We start from the raw sequence: 17,456 nt of genomic DNA on the forward strand, positions 1-17,456 counted from the left end.
TAATTATAGTGGCTCAAGCGGTTGCCAGCAGGTTTTTCACCAGCAGCGGCAGTTGTTGCGGCGCCAGAATAAGCAGGGTTTTATGCCGGCCCAGCTCGCCTTTTTCAATGACCACCTGTGATTTGGCCACCTTAAAACTTTTGGCGACAAATTTCAGCAGGTGGGCATTGGCCTGGCCGTCTACCGGCGGCGCGGTAATGGCGACTTTAATTTCATCGCCATGCAGGCCCACCCAGTCATCGCGGCTGGCTTTGGGCTGAATATACAGCTTTAAGCGCAGATCCTCTCCGCTAAACTGCGCTGCCGTCAAAGGCCCGGAAACCAACTGCTAAACAGAATATTTAAGAACTGCAGGCCCACCAGCACCACTAACACTGACAAATCCAGCCCACCCAGCGGTGGTAAAACACGCCGTATCGGCCGCAGCAGTGGCTCGGTCAGCTGATGCATTACATGCTCTACCGGGCTTCTGCCCTGGCTAAACCAGCTTAGCAGAGCGCGGATCACTAAAATCCAGAACAGTAAGGTGAAGATCTCTTTCAGCAGGAAAATCAGCGATAAAATCAGGCTGGGTACCAGTGCCACCTGGCCGGCTTGAATCAGCTGCAAAATAACCAGCTTGGCCAGCATTACTGCGTATGCCAGCACCAGGGTTGCGGTATCCAGGCTACCAATGCTGGGAATAATACGCCGCAGCGGCAGTACCAGCGGGTTGGTGGCTTTTACCACAAACTGACTGAACGGGTTGTAAAAATCGGCCCGTACCAGTTGCAGCCATAAACGCAAAATAACAACCATCAGATACAGACTAAAGGCGGTATCAATAAGAAATAGCACAGCTTGCATCGGGCTCTCCGGATATTACAACAATGACAAACTCAATATAGCGACTGAAGCAGCTACCCCTGTAGCTACAAACGCCTGGTTACAAACACCTGATTACAGACTTTGCGCCATTTCCTGCGCCCGCTTAATAGCAGCATACATGGCGTCAGAAACCATTTTTTCAAGCCCCTGGTTGGCAAAAGTGCTGACTGCCTCATGCGTAGTGCCGCCTTTAGAGGTCACCTGAGCGCGCAGGTCGGCAAAGCTGTGTTCGCTCTGCAGTGCCATGGTTGCGGCGCCAAGCGCAGTTTGTGCCACCATTTGTTTGGCCTGTGCAGCATCAAAGCCCAACTGTTCTGCCACTTGCTGCATCGCCTGCATAAAGAAGAAAAAGTATGCCGGTGAGCTGCCGGTAACAGCAATCACATGGTCAATTTGTGCTTCGCTGTCTAACCAGACATTCATGCCGGTGCCGCTGAACATATGATCAACAAAAGCTTTTTCATAATTTGAGCAAGCGGTAGGGAATAAACCGGTTACGCCCAGGCCAACCAACGACGGCGTATTTGGCATAGCACGCACTAAACGCACCTGGCCCAGCCACTGCTGATAACGCTGTGCGGTAATGCCGGCTGCCAGGGTTACAAACAGCTTTTCAGCGATTTCCGGTGCGGCGGCAATTAAGCTTGCGCACAGCTCCTGCATCATCTGCGGTTTTACGGCTAATACGATAACATCGGCTTTTTTAACCGCTTCTATGTTATCCAGCGTGGTGTGAATGCCAAAATCTGCCGCCAGAGCAGTGAGTTTGGGCTGGCTGCGGTTAGCAGCAATAATGTTGTCTGCCGGATAACCGGCGTTGACCATAGCGGCAATAACGCAGCGCGCCATATTACCGGCTCCGATAAAGGCGACCATATTGTCATTCATCTGTGTGTTCATTCCTTGTCGTAGTCCCGTGCACCAAAAATTGCGGTGCCTAATCGTATCATAGTTGCGCCGTATCGCAGAGCCTGCGGCCAATCATCTGACATGCCCATCGATAATTCAGTGGCGTGCGGGTAGTGTTGTTGCAGGCTGTTTGACAGCTGCTGCATAGCCACAAACGCAGCTTCGCTTTGCCCTGGCGCCGGTATCGCCATCAGGCCTTTTAACTGCAGCATCGGCAGTGCGCTGATCTGATGCGCCAGTGGCAGCATCTCAGCGGTGCTAATGCCGGCTTTGCTGGCTTCGTCACTGATATTAATTTGCAGCAGCACCTTAAGCACACCCATCGCCGGTGGGCGCTGCGAGGCTAAACGTTGCGCTATTTTCAACCGGTCAAGGCTGTGTACCCAGTGCGCGTGTTCGGCCACCAGTTTGGTTTTATTCGACTGCAACGGGCCGATAAAATGCCAGACAATATCCCGGTATTGCTGTAATTCAGCGGCTTTTTCCGCCAGTTCCTGCGGATAGTTTTCACCAAAATGACGTTGGCCGGCGTTATAGGCCGCGACTATGGCAGAAGCCGGTTTGGTTTTACTGACCGCGATCAATTGCAGCTTGTCCGGTGCTATGGCCAGCGCGCTGCATTTTTCGTTCAGGTTGTGATAGGCGAGGCCCAGTTGTTCTGCTATGTTATTCATATTAATTGGCAAAGCGGAGTAAAAATTGTCATGGATATTACCGAATTATTGGCCTTTAGTGTGCAACATAAAGCGTCGGATTTACACCTTTCAGCCGGTGTACCACCACTTATCCGCGTCGATGGCGACGTGCGTAAGCTGAATATTCCACCCTTGTCACACAAAGAAGTACATGCATTAGTGTACGAGATTATGACCGACAAGCAGCGCAAAGAATACGAAGAAAACCTCGAATCAGATTTTTCTTTTGAAGTGCCTAATTTAGCCCGGTTCCGGGTTAACGCTTTTGTACAAAACCGCGGCGCTTCTGCGGTGTTCCGTACTATCCCCAGTGAAGTATTAACGCTGGACGATTTGGGCGCACCGGATATTTTCAAAAAGATTGCCGATAACCCGCGTGGTTTAGTGCTGGTAACCGGACCGACCGGTTCGGGTAAAAGTACCACCCTGGCGGCGATGGTCGATTACATTAATACCACGCGGCACGACCATATTCTGACTATTGAAGATCCGATAGAATTTGTGCACAACAATAAATCCTGCCTGGTTAATCAGCGCGAAGTTCACCGTGATACCCACAGTTTTAGTAATGCACTGCGCTCGGCACTGCGGGAAGACCCTGACGTAATTCTGGTAGGTGAATTACGGGATTTGGAAACCATTCGCTTAGCCATGACTGCGGCTGAAACCGGCCACCTGGTGTTTGGCACCTTACACACTACCTCAGCACCAAAAACCATCGACCGTATTATCGACGTGTTCCCGGGCGAAGAGAAAGACATGGTGCGCTCAATGTTGTCTGAATCGCTGCGTGCGGTTATCTCGCAAACGCTGCTGAAAAAGGTTGGCGGCGGCCGTATTGCGGCGCACGAGATTATGGTGGGTTTACCGGCCATTCGTAACCTTATTCGTGAAGATAAAATTGCCCAGATGTATTCAGTGATCCAAACCGGTGCTGCGCACGGCATGCAAACCATGGATCAATGTCTGGTGAATTTGGTAAACCGGGGTTTGGTGTCGCAAAAAGATGCGGCGGCCAAGGCACAGGACAAAAACACTTTCGGCGCCATGGGCAGGATATAACAGCTTATGCAACTGGATGACTTTCTTGACAAAATGGTGGCAGAAAAAGCCTCCGATATGTTTGTCACCGCCGGTATGCCGGTGGCGGCGAAGATTAACGGTGAGTTACTGCCGATAGATGAAACGCCGCTAACCGATGCGGCGTCGTTAAAGCTGGTGTTGTCGGCTATGAACGACAAGCAGCAGCAAGAATTTATGACCAGCAAAGAATGTAACTTTGCTATTGCCAATGAGCTGGGCCGTTTTCGGGTATCAGCTTTTTGGCAGCGTGACTGCGCCGGCATGGTGGTGCGCCGTATTGTTACGCAAATTCCGAATGTAGACGATCTGGGCCTGCCGCCCATTATGAAAGAAGTGATCATGTCCAAGCGCGGGTTGGTGCTGTTTGTCGGTGGTACCGGCACCGGTAAATCAACCTCGCTGGCGGCCTTATTGGGCTATCGCAATAAAAATGCCAAAGGGCATATTCTTACCATTGAAGACCCGATTGAATTTGTGCATGAACACCATAAAAGCTTAATTACCCAGCGCGAAGTGGGCATTGATACCGAATCGTTTGAAGCAGCGCTGAAAAGCTCGTTGCGCCAGGCACCGGACGTGATCCTGATCGGTGAAATCCGCAGCCAGGATACGATGGAGTATGCGCTGTCGTTCGCCGAAACCGGTCATTTGTGTATTGCTACCTTGCACGCCAACAACGCCAACCAGGCCATAGATCGTATTATGCATCTGGTGCCAAAAGAGATGCACCAGAAGCTGTTGTTCGATTTATCGCTGAATTTACGCGGTATAGTGGCGCAGCAATTGGTACCCACGGCGGATGGTCATGGCCGCGTGGCTGCCATTGAAGTGCTGCTTAACTCGCCATTAATTGCCGATTTAATTGCCCGTGGCGAAATGGGTGAAATTAAAGCGGTAATGACCAAGTCACGTGAACTGGGCATGCAAACCTTCGACCAGGCGTTGTACGATCTGTATCAGCGTGGTCAAATCAGTTACGCCGATGCACTGCACCATGCCGACTCGCCAAACGATCTGCGTTTGATGATCAAGCTGCGTAGCGGCGACACCAAAGGCGCTGGTTTTCTGTCTGGCGTAACAATTGAAGGCTTTGAAAACAAAGACGAATAAGCGGTTATAACCTCCGGAGGCGGAACATGAGCATTGCACAAATTATGACCCATCGTAACCGCCTGGTGACTACCGCGGCTGATGCCAGCCTGGCTTCGTTACGTGAGGTCTTTGCTAAAGCCAGGTTTCAACATGTGCCGGTGGTGGACAGCAGCAACCGGCTGGTGGGTATAGTGTCGGTAAAGGATTATTTTCGTGAACTGAGCCCGGTAATGGACTCGGCAACCGAGCCAGCTGTTGGCTTGTTGATCCGCAGCCGCAAAGTGCACCATGTTATGGTGTCGCCGGTCTTTACTATTACTGACACCAGCACGGTAAAGCAAGCAGCCGCACTGTTATTGCAGCACAATATCAGCTGTTTACCGGTTGTAGACGGCCAAAAACATTTGCTGGGGCTGGTATCGTGGAAAGATATATTACGTGCAGCGTTAACCAAACCGGTGACTCCGGCGGGTTAACCGGCCTGCTGATAACGCTTGTGTAAAATGGTCACCCGCTCGACATAGGCTTGAGTTTCGGCAAACGGAGGGATACCCTTATAGCGCCGCACATTACTGCTACCGGCGTTATAAGCCGCCAACGCCAGCGCCATTTCTCCATTGTACTGTTTTAACAGCTGCGCCAGATAGCGGCTACCCCCGGCGATATTTTGCTCCGGCGCGGTAGAGTTGGCCACGCCCAGCTGGGCGGCAGTTTGTGGCATCAGCTGCATTAAGCCAACAGCACCTTTACGTGATACTACCGCCGGGCGAAACGCTGATTCGGCATGGATCACTGCGCGGATCAGCGCCGGGTCCAGCTGATGTTCAGTTGCCGCAGCAACGATTAGGCGGTTATAAGGCCTGGTATAGAGCGGGGTAGTGTGCCAGTTCACCTTTGATAACGGGTCGCAGGCAAAGCAATCAAACCGCATCACCTGATAGGACCGGTTTAGCGGCTGGCGATCAGAAAATACCGCGGTGCCGTCGTTTTTTAATGATTTATACACTGCCACTTGCGGCAGGGCTTTGCGTTGCGGTTGCTCCGGCAATACTTGTGGCCGGTCGCCGGGCGATAATTTCAGCTGTCTTTTACTGTCAACCTCGCCGGATTGGGCAGCAATACAGGTTAAACTGCAGCAGAAAAAACAGGCAAATGTAATAAAGCGCAGCACTGATGTCAGATCCGTTTCGACAGGGGATCGCAAGTAAAGCACTAAGCCGGCGAAATCTCAAGCGGCGGTGTAATTCCGCTGCGGGTTTCGGTAAACAGGCTCAGGTAAGGTATAATGGCGGCAATGAGAGTTACGATGGTTATACATGCAGATTGAAATAACAAATTTGCCGGCAGCGCAGGTAAGCTGTGCTAACTGCCGTGCCAGTTGTTGCCGGTTGGAAGTAATGATTATTTCTGATACCGGTGTGCCGGCAGAGCACATAGCGGTTGACGCCAGAGGCGGCGAAACCATGCGCCGGCTGGCCGATGGTTGGTGCTCGGCGTTAGATCGCGACACCTTCGACTGCACCATCTATGATAACAGGCCATGGATTTGCCGCGAGTTTGAAATGGGTTCGTACGAGTGCCTGGATGAGCGTTCGGCACACCACGTCTAAGCAGCCGCAACCACTCAGGCTGATTTATCGCGGTGCAATTGACGATTTATCCACCACAGTACAGCGCCGACACATACCACCACCAGCGGCAGGCTGATACTTTGCCATTTACTGACATTAAGCCCGGGTAACCAAAAGCTTAACGCTTGCAGCGCCTTGTCAGCTAACTGCACGGCATAATAGCTGATGGCAACCAGTGACAAGCCTTCGACCATCTGCTGCATATTCAGCTGCAACTTAGCGCGTTTATCCATTGAGGCTAATAATTGCTGATTCTGTTGCTCTAACTTTAAGTTAATTCTGGTACGCAACAGCTCGGTTGAGCGGCCCAGCCGGCCGGACAGCGCATTTTGCCGGAATACCACCGACTCACTGGTACGAAATGCCGGCGTTAAGCGCCGTTCGGTAAAATCCTGTAACGACAATAAGCCTTCTAACGGTGTTTCATTTAAGCCTTTTATCCGGTCCAGCGTAAGTTGGTAATAGGCCGCCGTGGCTTGCAGGCGTGAGCTGGTTTCGGCAATTAAATGCTCGGTTTGTGCTGCCATAGTGGTAATTTCATTTAACAGCCGCTCGTCATCGCTGCGTTGGTGCTCAATACGCTGGGTAATATCAGACAGCTGTTGCTCCAACAGATTAAGCTTGGCCAGCGCCTGACGCGACATTGGCCAGCCCAGCAGCGACAGTTTACGGTAGTTGCCCAGGTCAAACAGCTGCTGAACCAAACGGCCCAAGGCTGCCGGGCTTAATCCCTGATCCAGCAATAGCATACGGCCGGCGCCTTCGGCATGTTTTTGAAAGTCGGTCCAAATGCGCGCTTTTTGCCCGGCTAACTGGCTGCTGATACAGTTATCCGGATTAAACAGCTTATCAATATTGCCGTTAACTTTAAGCTGTGCCGGGGTAACCACACTCAGTTGCACCACACGGAAAATTTGCCCCGGTATTTCATCTAACCAGGTTTTGTGCGGTAAAAAATCCAATGGATCGTCAAACAGCTGTTTTTCGCTGCCGGGTTGAATAAATACATAGCTGGAAAATTCGCCGTGTTTTTCAAAGCGCAGCGTGCCGCCAAACAACGGCAGGTTAATATCGTGGTCGGTTTCACTGAAATGGCTGCCTTGAGCTCTGGCCATTTGCTGCATAAAGCTCAGCTCACTGCTGCGTGACGCCGGCGACACCGTCAGCATAAACTGGCACAGCCGGCAAGGCGCTGTTAACGCCGGAAAAGTGCGTTGTTGTAACTCTTTATCCAGTACATCGCGCAGTGGATGGCTGCGGTTATGTAGTCCGGTCATATTAATGCTCCCAGGTATGAGAAAATGCGGGGAATGAGCACAGATACCGTTACAGTGCATAAGCAGATACTGTGCCAGCGACACTACAACACTATTGTTGCGGCATAACGGCTATTAATTTGCCGCTAACATATTGCCGGATAATGAAATTCAGATGACGCTGCGGTGTCAGCCTCAGGCGCAGACTATTGCTGTCGGCCGGTATTTTGCCCTGTAATAACGCAAGAACGACGCATCAGAGTGCAGCGCTGCTTACCTTAGCCATGTCCGGCAGGCTACAATAAACGCCTTACCCTTTACCGTGTTTCTGTTCAGGTTTTACATATTATGTCGATATCCGTTAATCGCCCCTTACTGGTGGCGGTTGTCAGTGTGCTGTTGGCAATGCTGACTATTCAGTCCGGAGCCTCTGTTGCCAAGCAGCTGTTTCCGCTGATTGGTCCTGAGGGCACTACCGCACTGCGGCTGGGGTTTTCCGCCCTGGTGTTGTGGCTGGTATTCCGGCCCTGGCGCAGCTTGCCTGCCGGCCGGCGGGATTGGCAAGCCATCATTATTTATGGCGTGTGCCTTGGCGGGATGAATATTTTGTTTTATTTAGCTATTGCCCGTATTCCACTGGGTATCGGCGTGGCGCTGGAGTTTACCGGGCCTTTGGCGGTGGCGCTGTTTTCCTCCAGGCGTAAGCGTGACTTAATCTGGGTTGGCTTTGCCATAGCCGGTATTTTATTACTGCTGCCGGATATGCGTGGCGTGGATGCGCTGGACCCGGTGGGCGTGGTGTTGGCCCTGGCGGCGGGAGCGTGCTGGGCCGGTTATATCTTATTTGGTAAAAAAACCAACTCACAGGCATCAGGTGGTATTACGGTGGCGCTGGGCATGACAGTGGCAGCGGCCTTTCTGGTGCCGATAGGTGCCATAAGCCAGGGTATGGCGCTGCTAAGTTGGCAGGTGTTGCCGTTGGGGCTGTTAGTGGGGATTTTGTCCAGCGCTTTGCCATATTCATTGGAGATGGTGGCGCTTAGAAATATGACATCGCAAAACTTCAGTGTGTTTATGAGTATGGAACCTGCCATAGCGGCCCTGGCCGGTTTTTTGATTTTAGCCGAGCTGCTGACAGTATGGCAGTGGCTGGCTATTGGCTTGGTTATTCTGGCGTCGCTGGGTAGCTCGTTAACGCCGGCGACAAAACAAACAGCAGAAACTTGATCCAGCGCTAAGTGAACGGCTACCTTTTTCGTTATAACTGCTAACCTGTTTGGAAACGGAGACTGTTATGGCCATTACTACTGTTGCCCAATTAATGACGATAGATCCGCTGTGTGTAACGCGGGATGCCAGCTTGAAAGATGCGCATGATTTAATGCGCGAGAAAAATATCCGCCATATTCCGGTGATTGACACTAAAGGCGAACTGGTGGGCATGCTGACGCAAAAAATTATGGTCGCTAAAGTTATGGGCCTGATGGCGCAGTATGGCGCCACTGCGCTGGAGCGTAAGGAAAAACAGCAACTGGTGGCTGATATGATGGCAACCGATTTTGCTGCAGTAACACCTGAACAGTCGTTAAAAGAAGTGGCCGGCTTTTTTGTCAAAAATCGCCATGGCTGCATGCCGGTGGTAGACGAAAACAATAAGCTAAAGGGTATTTTAACCTCGTCGGATTTTGTCCGGCTGGCGGCGGAATTATTGGAGAAGCAATAAAAAGCCAGCGTTACAGCTGGCTTACGGGTAATGTTCGCGCCGGTTTACTCACGCCAACACGCCGTAAACCCATCCATGGGGGCTCGTCTCACGCATCCATGCGTTCAACGGTTGGCTTAGAGTAAACCTCTGCTCGCTTGCAGGTTCCGTTTAGTCGGCTACTTAACACCCATTTCTTTTAATAGGTTATCAGCACCGTCCAGCTGCATCTGCCACAGCATAAAACGATGATCTACCTGAATAGAGCGGGTGTTGTCCGGGTTGTAATCCCAGTCAGAAATAATCGAGTCCAGGGTGCCGTCGAACGCCAGGCCAACCAGTTCTGCTTTGCCGTTCAGTACCGCTGAGCCAGAGTTGCCGCCGGTAATGTCCAGGGTTGCGAGGTAATTTACCGGCACAGAATTTAAGCTCTCCACTTTGTACGGGCCGTATTGTTTGGCTTTAATCGCATCCAGCTGCTTTTGCGGTGCGTTAAATTCACCTTCACCGGTAGCTTTGGCCGCAATACCACGCAACGTGGTAAAGGCTGCCCAGGCATTGCCGTCTTCATTGCCATGGCCACGGCCTTTAACATTACCGTAGGTTACGCGCAGGGTGCTGTTGGCATCCGGGTAAACGGCCTGACCTTTAGACTGCATAAAGGCAATTTTTGCCCGCATATAGCTGGCATAGGCTTGTTGAATTTTACCGGCCAGCTCTTCTTCTGCCGCCTCCTGCTTCAGGTGCCACTTGTGCAGCGCCACCGCAGCTTTAACAAAGGCATCGTCGCTTTGGGCAAACTGCTCCGGAGTCATCTCCAGTAGTGCGGTACGTTTTTCCGCGTCCGATAAGCCGCTGTTAGCGTACCAGCTGTTAATCAGAGCGCTGAGCTGCTGCTCGCTCATGCCATCTTTAATGCCCATAACCTTATCAAACTCCGCATCACGCAGTTTTTTCGGCTGAGCGGCGTATTTACTCAGGTTGTATAAATCGAGCGCTTTTTCTACGTTCTCCGCAAAGCTACGCGCCATGCCGGCAACAAAACCTTTGTAGCGCGGTAAGTCACGGCTTTGAAAGCCGGCTTTACGTTCGGCGTCCGGCTTGGTGCTCTCTTCAGCTAACCGGTACAAAGCGCCGGCGACCGTTAACAGCCGGGGTTTGGCGTTATCCAGCAGATAGTTTTTGCGATCTTTTTCCTGGCGTTGTTTCAGCAGCTTTTCGATAGTTTTTAAATCATCGGCATAAGCCTTTTTATTATCACGGCTGCTGTTAACCCACTTGGTTAGTTCTGCATGTTCTGCCGTTTTGCGCGCCAAAAAATCACTGCCGGCAAAGCTGTCGAGCATGCCCTGGCGGTTCTTCATATAGTTGTTTAGCCCGGCCACGCGGCTGGCATATTTCAGCTCAGCGTCTTTATCATTCGCTGTTTTGCGACCAATAATATCCAGGGTGTTTTTAAAGTGGGCAACGGTATTGGGGTAGGCCCATTCAAAGGTCTCGCTAACCTCTGTTGGCAGGCGGTGGCGGTTAGTGCGGCCCGGGTAACCCAGCGCCATCACAAAATCGCCTTCTTTTAAGCCGTCTTTGGCCAGGGTTAAGTGATAATCCGGTTTATAGGGTACGTTATCCACGCTGTAATCAGCTGATTTACCTTGTGGGCTAACATAAGCGCGGTAGAAGCTGTAATCGCCGGTGTGGCGCGGCCACATCCAGTTGTCGGTATCGCCGCCAAATTTACCCACGCCTTCAGCCGGTGCGTGCACTAAACGCACATCTTTAATTTCCAGCTGCTTAATCAGGTAAAATTCCAGGCTGCCGTAGTAGGCCGCTACAGTACAGCGATGGCCTTCGTCTTTCTCACATTCTGCCACTATGGCTTTCTGGTTGGCTTCAATGGCATCAATACGTTTTTTGCCACTCAGTTTGGCGGTGGCGGCATCAATTACTTTATCACTGACATTATCGACCGCCTTGGTCACAAAAATACGGCTGCCAGGCGCGGCAGCAACTTCATCCGCTGTGGTTTTGGCTAAAAAACCGTTCGCCAGCAAATCGTTCTCCGGCGTGGAATTATGCGCAATACTACCGTAGACACAGTGGTGATTAGTGGCAACCAAGCCATCAGGCGAAACAAAAGAGGCGGAACAACCGCCCAGGCTGACGATGGCCGCTGCCGGGAATTCAGTGAGTTTCGTTAAGCTGGCCGGGTCCAACTGCAGGCCGGCGGCTTTTAACTCGTTGGCAATTTGCGGTAACTGCTGTGGCATCCACATGCCTTCATCAGCGATTGCAAAACTACTGGCTAAAGCCAGCATTAAAATGGATTTTTTCATAGCGACTCTTTTTATTGTAATGTTAACAGAAGTGTTAAACGTAAGACGGGGCTTATAGTCTGTGTCCGGGCAGGGCTTGTCAAGATACAGACAAAGGCTGTTACATTTTATTGCGATGATTGTGCCGGGCGCTGCGCTGTAAAGCAGGCGCCCTGGCTGACTTATGGTGAGTTAAACCAGCAAGGTTGGTTCTGCCCCTGGCGTTTCGCCCGGTACATGGCGGTATCGGCCTGGCGTAGCAGTTCGTCACAGTCGCGGTCGCCCTGAAATAATACTAAGCCTATGCTGCAGGCGCATTGATGCATGCAATTGTCGGTAAGCGGGTAGGGTCGGGATAATTCCTGGCTGATTTTCGTCGCGATAAGCTGCATATGTTGTTTGCTGCGTGTAGCGTTGGTGTCAATATCTCGCAGCAGTACAATAAATTCATCACCACCAAACCGCGCCACGGTATCGGCCTGGCGCACGGCATTTTGCAAGCGGCAGGCTACTTCAGCCAGCAGGCTGTCGCCCATTTTGTGGCCATAGATATCATTTACCGGTTTAAAGTTATCCAGGTCAATAAACATCAGGCCACAGTAGTGCTGGCTGCGCTTGCTTGCTGCCATGGCCTGTAACAGGTGTTCTTCCAACAGGCGCCGGTTGGCCAGCCCGGTTAAGCTGTCATAGAACGCCAGCCGGCGGATTTGCGCGCTGCTCAGGCTGCGGCTTATCGCCAGCTCTGCCAAATTGCCGTAGGTTTTAATTTCCTGCAGCAGTTCTTCTGAGGGTTCGGCCGGCTGGTGGTGATAAATGGCAAAGGTACCTAACACTTTGCCATGGGCATTTTTTACCGGTTGCGACCAGCAAGCTTTAACATCTGCCAGTTGCGCCAACGCCTGATAAGGTTGCCAGTATGGGTGGCTGTGGATATCGGCCACTATCACGGTTTCACCGGTACTGGCGGCGGTACCGCAAGAGCCGACACCGACGCCGATAGCAATGCCGTCCAGCGCCTGGTTGTAGGCATCCGGTAACGAGGGGGCGGCGCCATGACGCAAGGTTTTGCCATCTTCATCCAGCAGCAAGATAGAACACAGCATGTCGGGGTGCAGCAGCTCTACCTGAGTTACCAAGTTATGTAATACCGTTTTTAGCGCTGCACCTTCACTGATCTGGCTTAAAATCTGATTTTGTAATGTCAGTTCCCGGGTACGCTGCAATACTTGTTGCTCAGTGTGTTGCAGGTGTAACTGATAACGCCGGTTAACCAGACTCAGCTCAGTGATTTGTTGTGCCAAAGAGGCCAACATATTCAGCATCGCCGGCAGCTTGGCTTCGTCGACAATAGGCACTTCGGCCAGCGCTGACAGGTATTCGTCAGTATTAAAGCCGGCTTCTGCAGCCTGAGCGCTAAAGTAAGCCGGATCGGGTTCTTGCAGTAAAAACTGGCCGATAAACAAGTTGGCGATATGTTCGCCGTCGAGAATAATCGGCGCGGCGCAGTCGGTCAGGCCGTTGCGGCAGCGATAAATAGAATAGTTTTTACCCTGCTCCAGTTGCAACGCCAGATCGCGGTCACTTTCCAGGCAGCGTTGCAGTGTCGGCTCTGACTGACGATGAAACTGAACGCAAGCCCGTTGCCAGCGGGAGGACGCCAGCACTTTGCCGTGCAAATCGATCAGCGCAATGGGAATGTCCATCACCTGTAAAAAGTTTTCGAACAGCTGATTTAACAGGGTAAAGTCGAGCGCAGCTACCAGTTTACCGGTAGCTGTACTTTCAGGTGCGGGCAAAGCCTGGTTCCAGTTTGTGGCCAAAGGGTCCAGCATTTGGATCAGGTTTGCTCCGCGATGCAGATGCGGCGATTTCGCTGTCATGACGCTTCAAGTGTAGTTAGCTGAATGTCACTGCGCTACTGCTACAACAAATGAATTCTGGTTGCTGCTGTAAAGCGAAACTGCGCCAGCCTGCCCGTTGGTCTGACGATTATTGCTCCGGCAACTTTACCGGTTTGCGCCGAAAGCCAATGTGATATGCAACTTGCTGCGCCACTATAGTGTGTTCACCCTGACGGATCAGGCGAAAGCCAACATCTTTGGCCAAAATAATGCCGCGCGGATGCCCTTGCAAATAGCCGTTTAACCGTTCAATTTGCCGCATCATACCGGCTTCGTCTTCTGCACCGGTATCGTGATAACGGCCTACAATAACACGTTCGATATGCTGCACTTCACTGAGATCAAGTGCTGCAGTTGCATTTTTAGCCAGGTTCATATTGTGCTCCTGAAGAAAGTGCGCCGCAGATTATGCGACGCATTAGGGGGGGTTACTGCAATTTAGCTTTGTCCAGCTCGGTTCGTGCTGCGGCGGCATCTGCTCTGGCTGCTTCAACCGCAATGGTCTTAGCAGCTACATCATCTTCTGCTGTTTTAACTGCACGTTCGTCTGCGGCTTTTTCGTCCTCGCTTGTCGTGCTGATCTGCGCTCTGGCAGCCTGAGTGTTCTGTTTCGTTCTCAGATTGCTTTGCGCCAGGCGTAAATCAGCTTCTGCACTGTCGAGCAGCCGGTTTTTCTCTTCCACCGCGGTAATAGCTGCAGGTACGCCGGATTTTTCTGCCAGTCGCTTGCGTTCGGTTGATTCAACCTGTTTCGGCGACACATTACCGGCAATAATATCCAGCACCCGGGATAACCCCTCCGGTGTTCCGGCCTGGGCTGCATGCACCGAAACATGATACTTTGCCGAATTATCACTTTTGCGGGTGTTTTCCTGGTGAGAGGCAACACTGCCGGACATCTCAACGCTGGCTTTAAAAAAGCCCCAGCCTACACTGGCCGTACCTTTTGACGCAAAAGAGCGATCTTCGGTGGCGGTGGAAGATTCAGAAGAGCGCACTTCCATATCAAAGGTAATATCCACCTGATCCACCATTAACGCCGGTACATTGACAATCGCCAGCACCGGCACCTCCAGGGCGACACGTTGTTCATCCATAATGTCGTTACCCAGAGCATCTTTGCCGGTGACAACATGGCGGGTAAAGGAAAAATCAGCATTTCTGGTTTTATCGCCATCAAAGCCAACATCACGGATAAATTCATAAGTAGAGCGGGCCAGTGATAATTGTGCATCACAGGCTGCTTTTAGCGGTGTACCAATCAAATCTTGCATTGGCAAGCCGGTAAAGTGGTTTCGCATATCTTCTAAAGCCATTTTTCTCTCCTTGCTGCTTAACAGCAATTGAACGTGAATTTAGCTGCAACAGCGGTATGTAGTTGCAGTGTTAAGCCAGAATTGCCTGGCCAGAGTTAAGGTAGAGCTGGCGAAGGTTGAGAATCAGCGGGAAAAACTACCGGGGGCTAAATGCGAATAAAAAAAGCGGACCCGGGCCCGCTCTATGCACCAGCCGCAGGTAAACTATTCTGCCGGCGCGGTTGAGTCGTCAGGGGGATTATCAGTGTTTAAGCGGGTTGGATGTATGCTGGCGTTGAATTTGTCTATTACACGCATAACCGCCTCCGGTGCATCGTGAGACTTAAATTTAACTTTAAAATCAATGATATCTTTTGCCCTTTGCGTAGCATCTGAACTGCTGTTGGCTACAGTAACAATAAAATGTGGCAGATCTGAACGGGAGTTCAGTCCGGCAGCAATATTATCTGCCGTGCTGTCAGTATTAGTTTGGCCATTATCAATACCGGTAACCTGAACTGAAAAATCTACCTCCATTTCATCGAGGAATAAGCCTTTGCCATCTGATACCGCAATCCATGGCATAGTAATAACATGTTCTTCATCCAGCTGAATGACAGCTGTGTTGGGTTTAAAGCTGCCATCTTCCTGTTCGGTAAAATACTGACTGATCAAGTTTTGATAATGGCTAAGTGCCATATCGCTGGCACAATTTGCGACGTAATTCAGACCTCTGATTAAGCCGTCTAACAGCTCGGGTGTTACATGGTGCTTCTTCTCTTTTTTAAAAAACATGGTGATCTCCAACATTAATAGTGAGCTTGTTAAGCTATTAATTTGGCCGGGGTTTTCTAACGCGGAAGTACTTCACCGGTAATTATTCGATGGTTTGGTTATAAATGTTTCACTTTTATTGTATTTGTTTATTTCTGTGTGGTTTTACCCCCTGAACTAATTCACATTTAATTTATTTCTTTAGTCGGCTCAGCATGAAACTATATAGGGTGTCAGGGCGACGCATTAAATGAATAATAATGAAAATTTAACGACGTTTGATATCGAGCTGGCCAAGCTGCCATTTTTTCTACAGGAATTGATTGATTTGTTGGGACAAGAGGAAGCGTTGAAATTCGTCAGTTTATTTGGCGGACAATGCAAATATATTCCGCATAACCCTCAGCGTTCAAAATTACGCCATGAGTTGTCGCTGGATGGGTTGGAAAAGCTCGCCAAAGTAATGGGAGGAGTAGAGGTTGAAGTACCGATGTTGGTGCACTTTGAAAGGCAGGTTAGAAATCGGGCCATTGCCAGTGCATTAAAGCAGGGTACAAGCCGCAGTGTTCTGGCGCGGCAATATGGCTTAACAGTTCGGCAGATTGCTAATATTAAGCGCGATATGCGTTTATAAAAAACGGTGCCAAATTTGGCACCGTTTCAACGATGGTTCTTTGATACTTTACAACGTTAACGCCATATTGTTTCAGTATGTTCGTAATTACAACGTTGCCTGAACCCAGCTGAGATCTGCTGGCAGTGGGATCAGACCGCTATTTTTACCCTTCCTGCCAAATACACGGGTATGGCCGTGCAAAACTTGTACTTGAGTCAGAAAAACTTCTGCAAAACTAATAGTTTCTTCGTTGTGATCAGCCGATTCACACGCATCAATATAGACGCTGCCCGTGTATCCGTTAGGGAAAATACTTTTAATGTTGTCAAAAAAATCTACTGCATTGACATAAAAGTCATTTTTTCTGTCCCCTATTACCGGGTTATTGTCATCACCATTGTATGCGCCATGTGCGATAACGAAAAGATTTTCTCCCGGTAAAAGCTGCGGGATTTGATTGAAAATTCTATAAATTTTACCAAAAATCTGTGGATTATTGCTGGACGAAATCTGAGCAATATCTACCAGCTTTTGGTCATCAGTGCAGACGATTATAATCATGAGAATATCCTTAATAAGTAATCAAATGTTAACAGGTGCGGTTCTGATTGAGCCGCTGGAACACTTTATTAAGGAGTCTGCGATGGGCGAACCATGAACAGCTTCCCTGGCAGAAAGCTATTCTGTGGGAGAAAGGGTTATTGATGCCGTTGTTGCAGCACCTTGACCACGTCATTCAGTTCGAGCTGTTGGCTGCGTAGCAGTACCAGCAGGTGAAAGATAAGATCAGCGGCTTCATTGGCCAGCTCTTCTTTGTCACCGGCCATGGCAGCCAGGGCAGACTCTACGCCTTCTTCACCGACTTTTTGTGCAATGCGCTTTACGCCTTTGGCAAATAAGCTGGCGGTGTAGCTGCTGGCCGGATCGCTTCCTTCGCGCGCTTTAATCACTTGTTCCAGGTCATACAAAAACGCCAGTTGCGGACTGTTGGCGCTGCTATCGTGCCAGCAGGTTTCGGTACCGACATGGCAGGTGGGGCCTTGCGGCAGTGCCAGCACTAAAATGCTGTCGGCGTCGCAGTCGCTGTCGATGCTAACCAGTTTCAGTGTATTGCCCGAGCTTTCACCTTTGGTCCACAGCCGTTGTTTGCTACGGCTGAAAAACGTCACCTGACTGCTTTGCAGCGTGTGCTCAAGCGCCTGCGGGTTCATATAGCCTTGCATCAGCACTTTACCGGAGATGGCATGCTGCACTATGGCTGGCAGTAGTTGGTTCCCGGGCCAGTTTAGCGCTTTGATTTGTTCTTCGTTCATAAGTAACCTT

General features: G+C 50.6%; 20 protein-coding genes. 7 read left to right on the forward strand and 13 right to left on the reverse strand.

The window, feature by feature from the left end:
* Positions 1 to 13 precede the first annotated feature (13 nt).
* From yggU to ACTZWV_RS15410, 4 genes are all read right to left on the reverse strand, one after another.
* Entirely contained in the window at positions 14 to 310 is a 297-nt protein-coding gene (gene yggU, locus ACTZWV_RS15395; protein WP_444787391.1) for a DUF167 family protein YggU, read from the reverse strand.
* Positions 307 to 846, reverse strand: a complete 540-nt coding sequence (locus ACTZWV_RS15400; protein ID WP_444787392.1) for a YggT family protein — start codon at positions 844 to 846, stop codon at positions 307 to 309. The genes yggU and ACTZWV_RS15400 overlap by 4 nt, the downstream gene beginning before the upstream one ends.
* A 93-nt stretch (positions 847 to 939) precedes the next feature.
* Positions 940 to 1,755 carry a pyrroline-5-carboxylate reductase gene (gene proC, locus ACTZWV_RS15405; RefSeq protein ID WP_444787393.1) on the reverse strand — a complete coding sequence of 272 codons (816 nt, stop codon included), beginning with the start codon at positions 1,753 to 1,755 and terminating at the stop codon, positions 940 to 942.
* A gap of 8 nt (positions 1,756 to 1,763) precedes the next feature.
* A complete protein-coding gene (locus ACTZWV_RS15410) occupies positions 1,764 to 2,450 on the reverse strand; it encodes a YggS family pyridoxal phosphate-dependent enzyme (RefSeq protein ID WP_444787394.1) in 687 nt (228 codons plus the stop codon).
* Positions 2,451 to 2,480: 30 nt separating this feature from the next.
* Here ACTZWV_RS15410 and ACTZWV_RS15415 point away from each other — a divergent pair, with 30 nt between their 5' ends.
* From ACTZWV_RS15415 to ACTZWV_RS15425, 3 genes are read left to right on the forward strand one after another with little or no spacing between them, the layout of a single operon-like run.
* Positions 2,481 to 3,533 (forward strand): type IV pilus twitching motility protein PilT, encoded by a 1,053-nt coding sequence (locus tag ACTZWV_RS15415; RefSeq protein ID WP_173499547.1) that lies wholly within the window; start codon positions 2,481 to 2,483, stop codon positions 3,531 to 3,533.
* 6 nt (positions 3,534 to 3,539) lie between these two features.
* Entirely contained in the window at positions 3,540 to 4,664 is a 1,125-nt protein-coding gene (locus ACTZWV_RS15420) for a PilT/PilU family type 4a pilus ATPase (RefSeq protein WP_444787395.1), read from the forward strand.
* Between the two features lie 26 nt (positions 4,665 to 4,690).
* Positions 4,691 to 5,122 (forward strand): CBS domain-containing protein, encoded by a 432-nt coding sequence (locus ACTZWV_RS15425; RefSeq protein WP_444787396.1) that lies wholly within the window; start codon positions 4,691 to 4,693, stop codon positions 5,120 to 5,122.
* Here the strand turns inward: ACTZWV_RS15425 and ACTZWV_RS15430 are convergent.
* Complete coding sequence (locus ACTZWV_RS15430; RefSeq protein ID WP_444787397.1) at positions 5,119 to 5,817, reverse strand: lytic transglycosylase domain-containing protein; 699 nt, start codon at positions 5,815 to 5,817, stop codon at positions 5,119 to 5,121. The genes ACTZWV_RS15425 and ACTZWV_RS15430 overlap by 4 nt on opposite strands.
* Positions 5,818 to 5,962: 145 nt before the next feature.
* Between ACTZWV_RS15430 and ACTZWV_RS15435 the strand changes: the two genes are divergently transcribed.
* Entirely contained in the window at positions 5,963 to 6,256 is a 294-nt protein-coding gene (locus ACTZWV_RS15435; RefSeq protein WP_444787398.1) for a YkgJ family cysteine cluster protein, read from the forward strand.
* 14 nt (positions 6,257 to 6,270) lie between these two features.
* Here the strand turns inward: ACTZWV_RS15435 and ACTZWV_RS15440 are convergent, their stop codons facing one another.
* Positions 6,271 to 7,554 (reverse strand): DUF3422 family protein, encoded by a 1,284-nt coding sequence (locus tag ACTZWV_RS15440; RefSeq protein ID WP_444787399.1) that lies wholly within the window; start codon positions 7,552 to 7,554, stop codon positions 6,271 to 6,273.
* A 327-nt stretch (positions 7,555 to 7,881) separates the two neighbouring features.
* Here ACTZWV_RS15440 and ACTZWV_RS15445 point away from each other — a divergent pair, with 327 nt between their 5' ends.
* Positions 7,882 to 8,760 (forward strand): EamA family transporter, encoded by an 879-nt coding sequence (locus ACTZWV_RS15445; protein ID WP_444787400.1) that lies wholly within the window; start codon positions 7,882 to 7,884, stop codon positions 8,758 to 8,760.
* 67 nt (positions 8,761 to 8,827) lie between these two features.
* Complete coding sequence (locus ACTZWV_RS15450) at positions 8,828 to 9,256, forward strand: CBS domain-containing protein (RefSeq protein WP_444787401.1); 429 nt, start codon at positions 8,828 to 8,830, stop codon at positions 9,254 to 9,256.
* 158 nt (positions 9,257 to 9,414) lie between these two features.
* Here ACTZWV_RS15450 and ACTZWV_RS15455 read toward each other — a convergent pair whose 3' ends face one another.
* The 5 genes from ACTZWV_RS15455 to ACTZWV_RS15475 form a co-directional block, all read right to left on the reverse strand.
* The gene (locus ACTZWV_RS15455) at positions 9,415 to 11,568 is read right to left on the reverse strand and encodes a S46 family peptidase (RefSeq protein ID WP_444787402.1); all 2,154 of its coding nucleotides are present in this window, start codon (positions 11,566 to 11,568) and stop codon (positions 9,415 to 9,417) included.
* 161 nt (positions 11,569 to 11,729) lie between these two features.
* Complete coding sequence (locus tag ACTZWV_RS15460) at positions 11,730 to 13,427, reverse strand: PocR ligand-binding domain-containing protein (RefSeq protein ID WP_444787403.1); 1,698 nt, start codon at positions 13,425 to 13,427, stop codon at positions 11,730 to 11,732.
* 109 nt (positions 13,428 to 13,536) lie between these two features.
* Entirely contained in the window at positions 13,537 to 13,824 is a 288-nt protein-coding gene (locus ACTZWV_RS15465; RefSeq protein WP_444787404.1) for a hypothetical protein, read from the reverse strand.
* A 52-nt stretch (positions 13,825 to 13,876) separates the two neighbouring features.
* Positions 13,877 to 14,764: a DUF2589 domain-containing protein gene (locus ACTZWV_RS15470; RefSeq protein WP_444787405.1), complete on the reverse strand. Its 888-nt coding sequence runs from the start codon at positions 14,762 to 14,764 to the stop codon at positions 13,877 to 13,879.
* A gap of 204 nt (positions 14,765 to 14,968) precedes the next feature.
* Positions 14,969 to 15,538, reverse strand: a complete 570-nt coding sequence (locus tag ACTZWV_RS15475) for a DUF2589 domain-containing protein (RefSeq protein ID WP_444787406.1) — start codon at positions 15,536 to 15,538, stop codon at positions 14,969 to 14,971.
* 229 nt (positions 15,539 to 15,767) lie between these two features.
* On the opposite strand from ACTZWV_RS15475, the gene ACTZWV_RS15480 reads away from it, so the two are divergent.
* Positions 15,768 to 16,151 (forward strand): Mor transcription activator family protein, encoded by a 384-nt coding sequence (locus ACTZWV_RS15480; RefSeq protein ID WP_444787407.1) that lies wholly within the window; start codon positions 15,768 to 15,770, stop codon positions 16,149 to 16,151.
* Between the two features lie 87 nt (positions 16,152 to 16,238).
* Here ACTZWV_RS15480 and ACTZWV_RS15485 read toward each other — a convergent pair whose 3' ends face one another.
* The gene (locus ACTZWV_RS15485; protein WP_444787408.1) at positions 16,239 to 16,694 is read right to left on the reverse strand and encodes a hypothetical protein; all 456 of its coding nucleotides are present in this window, start codon (positions 16,692 to 16,694) and stop codon (positions 16,239 to 16,241) included.
* Positions 16,695 to 16,831: 137 nt separating this feature from the next.
* On the reverse strand, positions 16,832 to 17,446 hold the full coding sequence (gene hisIE, locus ACTZWV_RS15490) for a bifunctional phosphoribosyl-AMP cyclohydrolase/phosphoribosyl-ATP diphosphatase HisIE (RefSeq protein ID WP_444787409.1): 615 nt from the start codon (positions 17,444 to 17,446) through the stop codon (positions 16,832 to 16,834).
* Positions 17,447 to 17,456 lie beyond the last annotated feature (10 nt).

Source organism: Rheinheimera sp. NSM (assembly GCF_052380015.1).
Classification (GTDB): Bacteria; Pseudomonadota; Gammaproteobacteria; order Enterobacterales; family Alteromonadaceae; genus Alishewanella.

What these genes read in the sequence shown, in the direction of transcription:
- ACTZWV_RS15400 (WP_444787392.1), bottom strand. Translation starts at nt 846, where the DNA reads ATGCAAGCTGTGCTATTTCTTATTGATACCGCCTTTAGTCTGTATCTG.
- proC (WP_444787393.1), bottom strand. Translation starts at nt 1,755, where the DNA reads ATGAATGACAATATGGTCGCCTTTATCGGAGCCGGTAATATGGCGCGC.
- ACTZWV_RS15410 (WP_444787394.1), bottom strand. Translation starts at nt 2,450, where the DNA reads ATGAATAACATAGCAGAACAACTGGGCCTCGCCTATCACAACCTGAAC.
- ACTZWV_RS15415 (WP_173499547.1), top strand. Translation starts at nt 2,481, where the DNA reads ATGGATATTACCGAATTATTGGCCTTTAGTGTGCAACATAAAGCGTCG.
- ACTZWV_RS15420 (WP_444787395.1), top strand. Translation starts at nt 3,540, where the DNA reads ATGCAACTGGATGACTTTCTTGACAAAATGGTGGCAGAAAAAGCCTCC.
- ACTZWV_RS15425 (WP_444787396.1), top strand. Translation starts at nt 4,691, where the DNA reads ATGAGCATTGCACAAATTATGACCCATCGTAACCGCCTGGTGACTACC.
- ACTZWV_RS15435 (WP_444787398.1), top strand. Translation starts at nt 5,963, where the DNA reads ATGCAGATTGAAATAACAAATTTGCCGGCAGCGCAGGTAAGCTGTGCT.
- ACTZWV_RS15440 (WP_444787399.1), bottom strand. Translation starts at nt 7,554, where the DNA reads ATGACCGGACTACATAACCGCAGCCATCCACTGCGCGATGTACTGGAT.
- ACTZWV_RS15445 (WP_444787400.1), top strand. Translation starts at nt 7,882, where the DNA reads ATGTCGATATCCGTTAATCGCCCCTTACTGGTGGCGGTTGTCAGTGTG.
- ACTZWV_RS15450 (WP_444787401.1), top strand. Translation starts at nt 8,828, where the DNA reads ATGGCCATTACTACTGTTGCCCAATTAATGACGATAGATCCGCTGTGT.
- ACTZWV_RS15455 (WP_444787402.1), bottom strand. Translation starts at nt 11,568, where the DNA reads ATGAAAAAATCCATTTTAATGCTGGCTTTAGCCAGTAGTTTTGCAATC.
- ACTZWV_RS15460 (WP_444787403.1), bottom strand. Translation starts at nt 13,427, where the DNA reads ATGACAGCGAAATCGCCGCATCTGCATCGCGGAGCAAACCTGATCCAA.
- ACTZWV_RS15465 (WP_444787404.1), bottom strand. Translation starts at nt 13,824, where the DNA reads ATGAACCTGGCTAAAAATGCAACTGCAGCACTTGATCTCAGTGAAGTG.
- ACTZWV_RS15470 (WP_444787405.1), bottom strand. Translation starts at nt 14,764, where the DNA reads ATGGCTTTAGAAGATATGCGAAACCACTTTACCGGCTTGCCAATGCAA.
- ACTZWV_RS15475 (WP_444787406.1), bottom strand. Translation starts at nt 15,538, where the DNA reads ATGTTTTTTAAAAAAGAGAAGAAGCACCATGTAACACCCGAGCTGTTA.
- ACTZWV_RS15480 (WP_444787407.1), top strand. Translation starts at nt 15,768, where the DNA reads ATGAATAATAATGAAAATTTAACGACGTTTGATATCGAGCTGGCCAAG.
- ACTZWV_RS15485 (WP_444787408.1), bottom strand. Translation starts at nt 16,694, where the DNA reads ATGATTATAATCGTCTGCACTGATGACCAAAAGCTGGTAGATATTGCT.
- hisIE (WP_444787409.1), bottom strand. Translation starts at nt 17,446, where the DNA reads ATGAACGAAGAACAAATCAAAGCGCTAAACTGGCCCGGGAACCAACTA.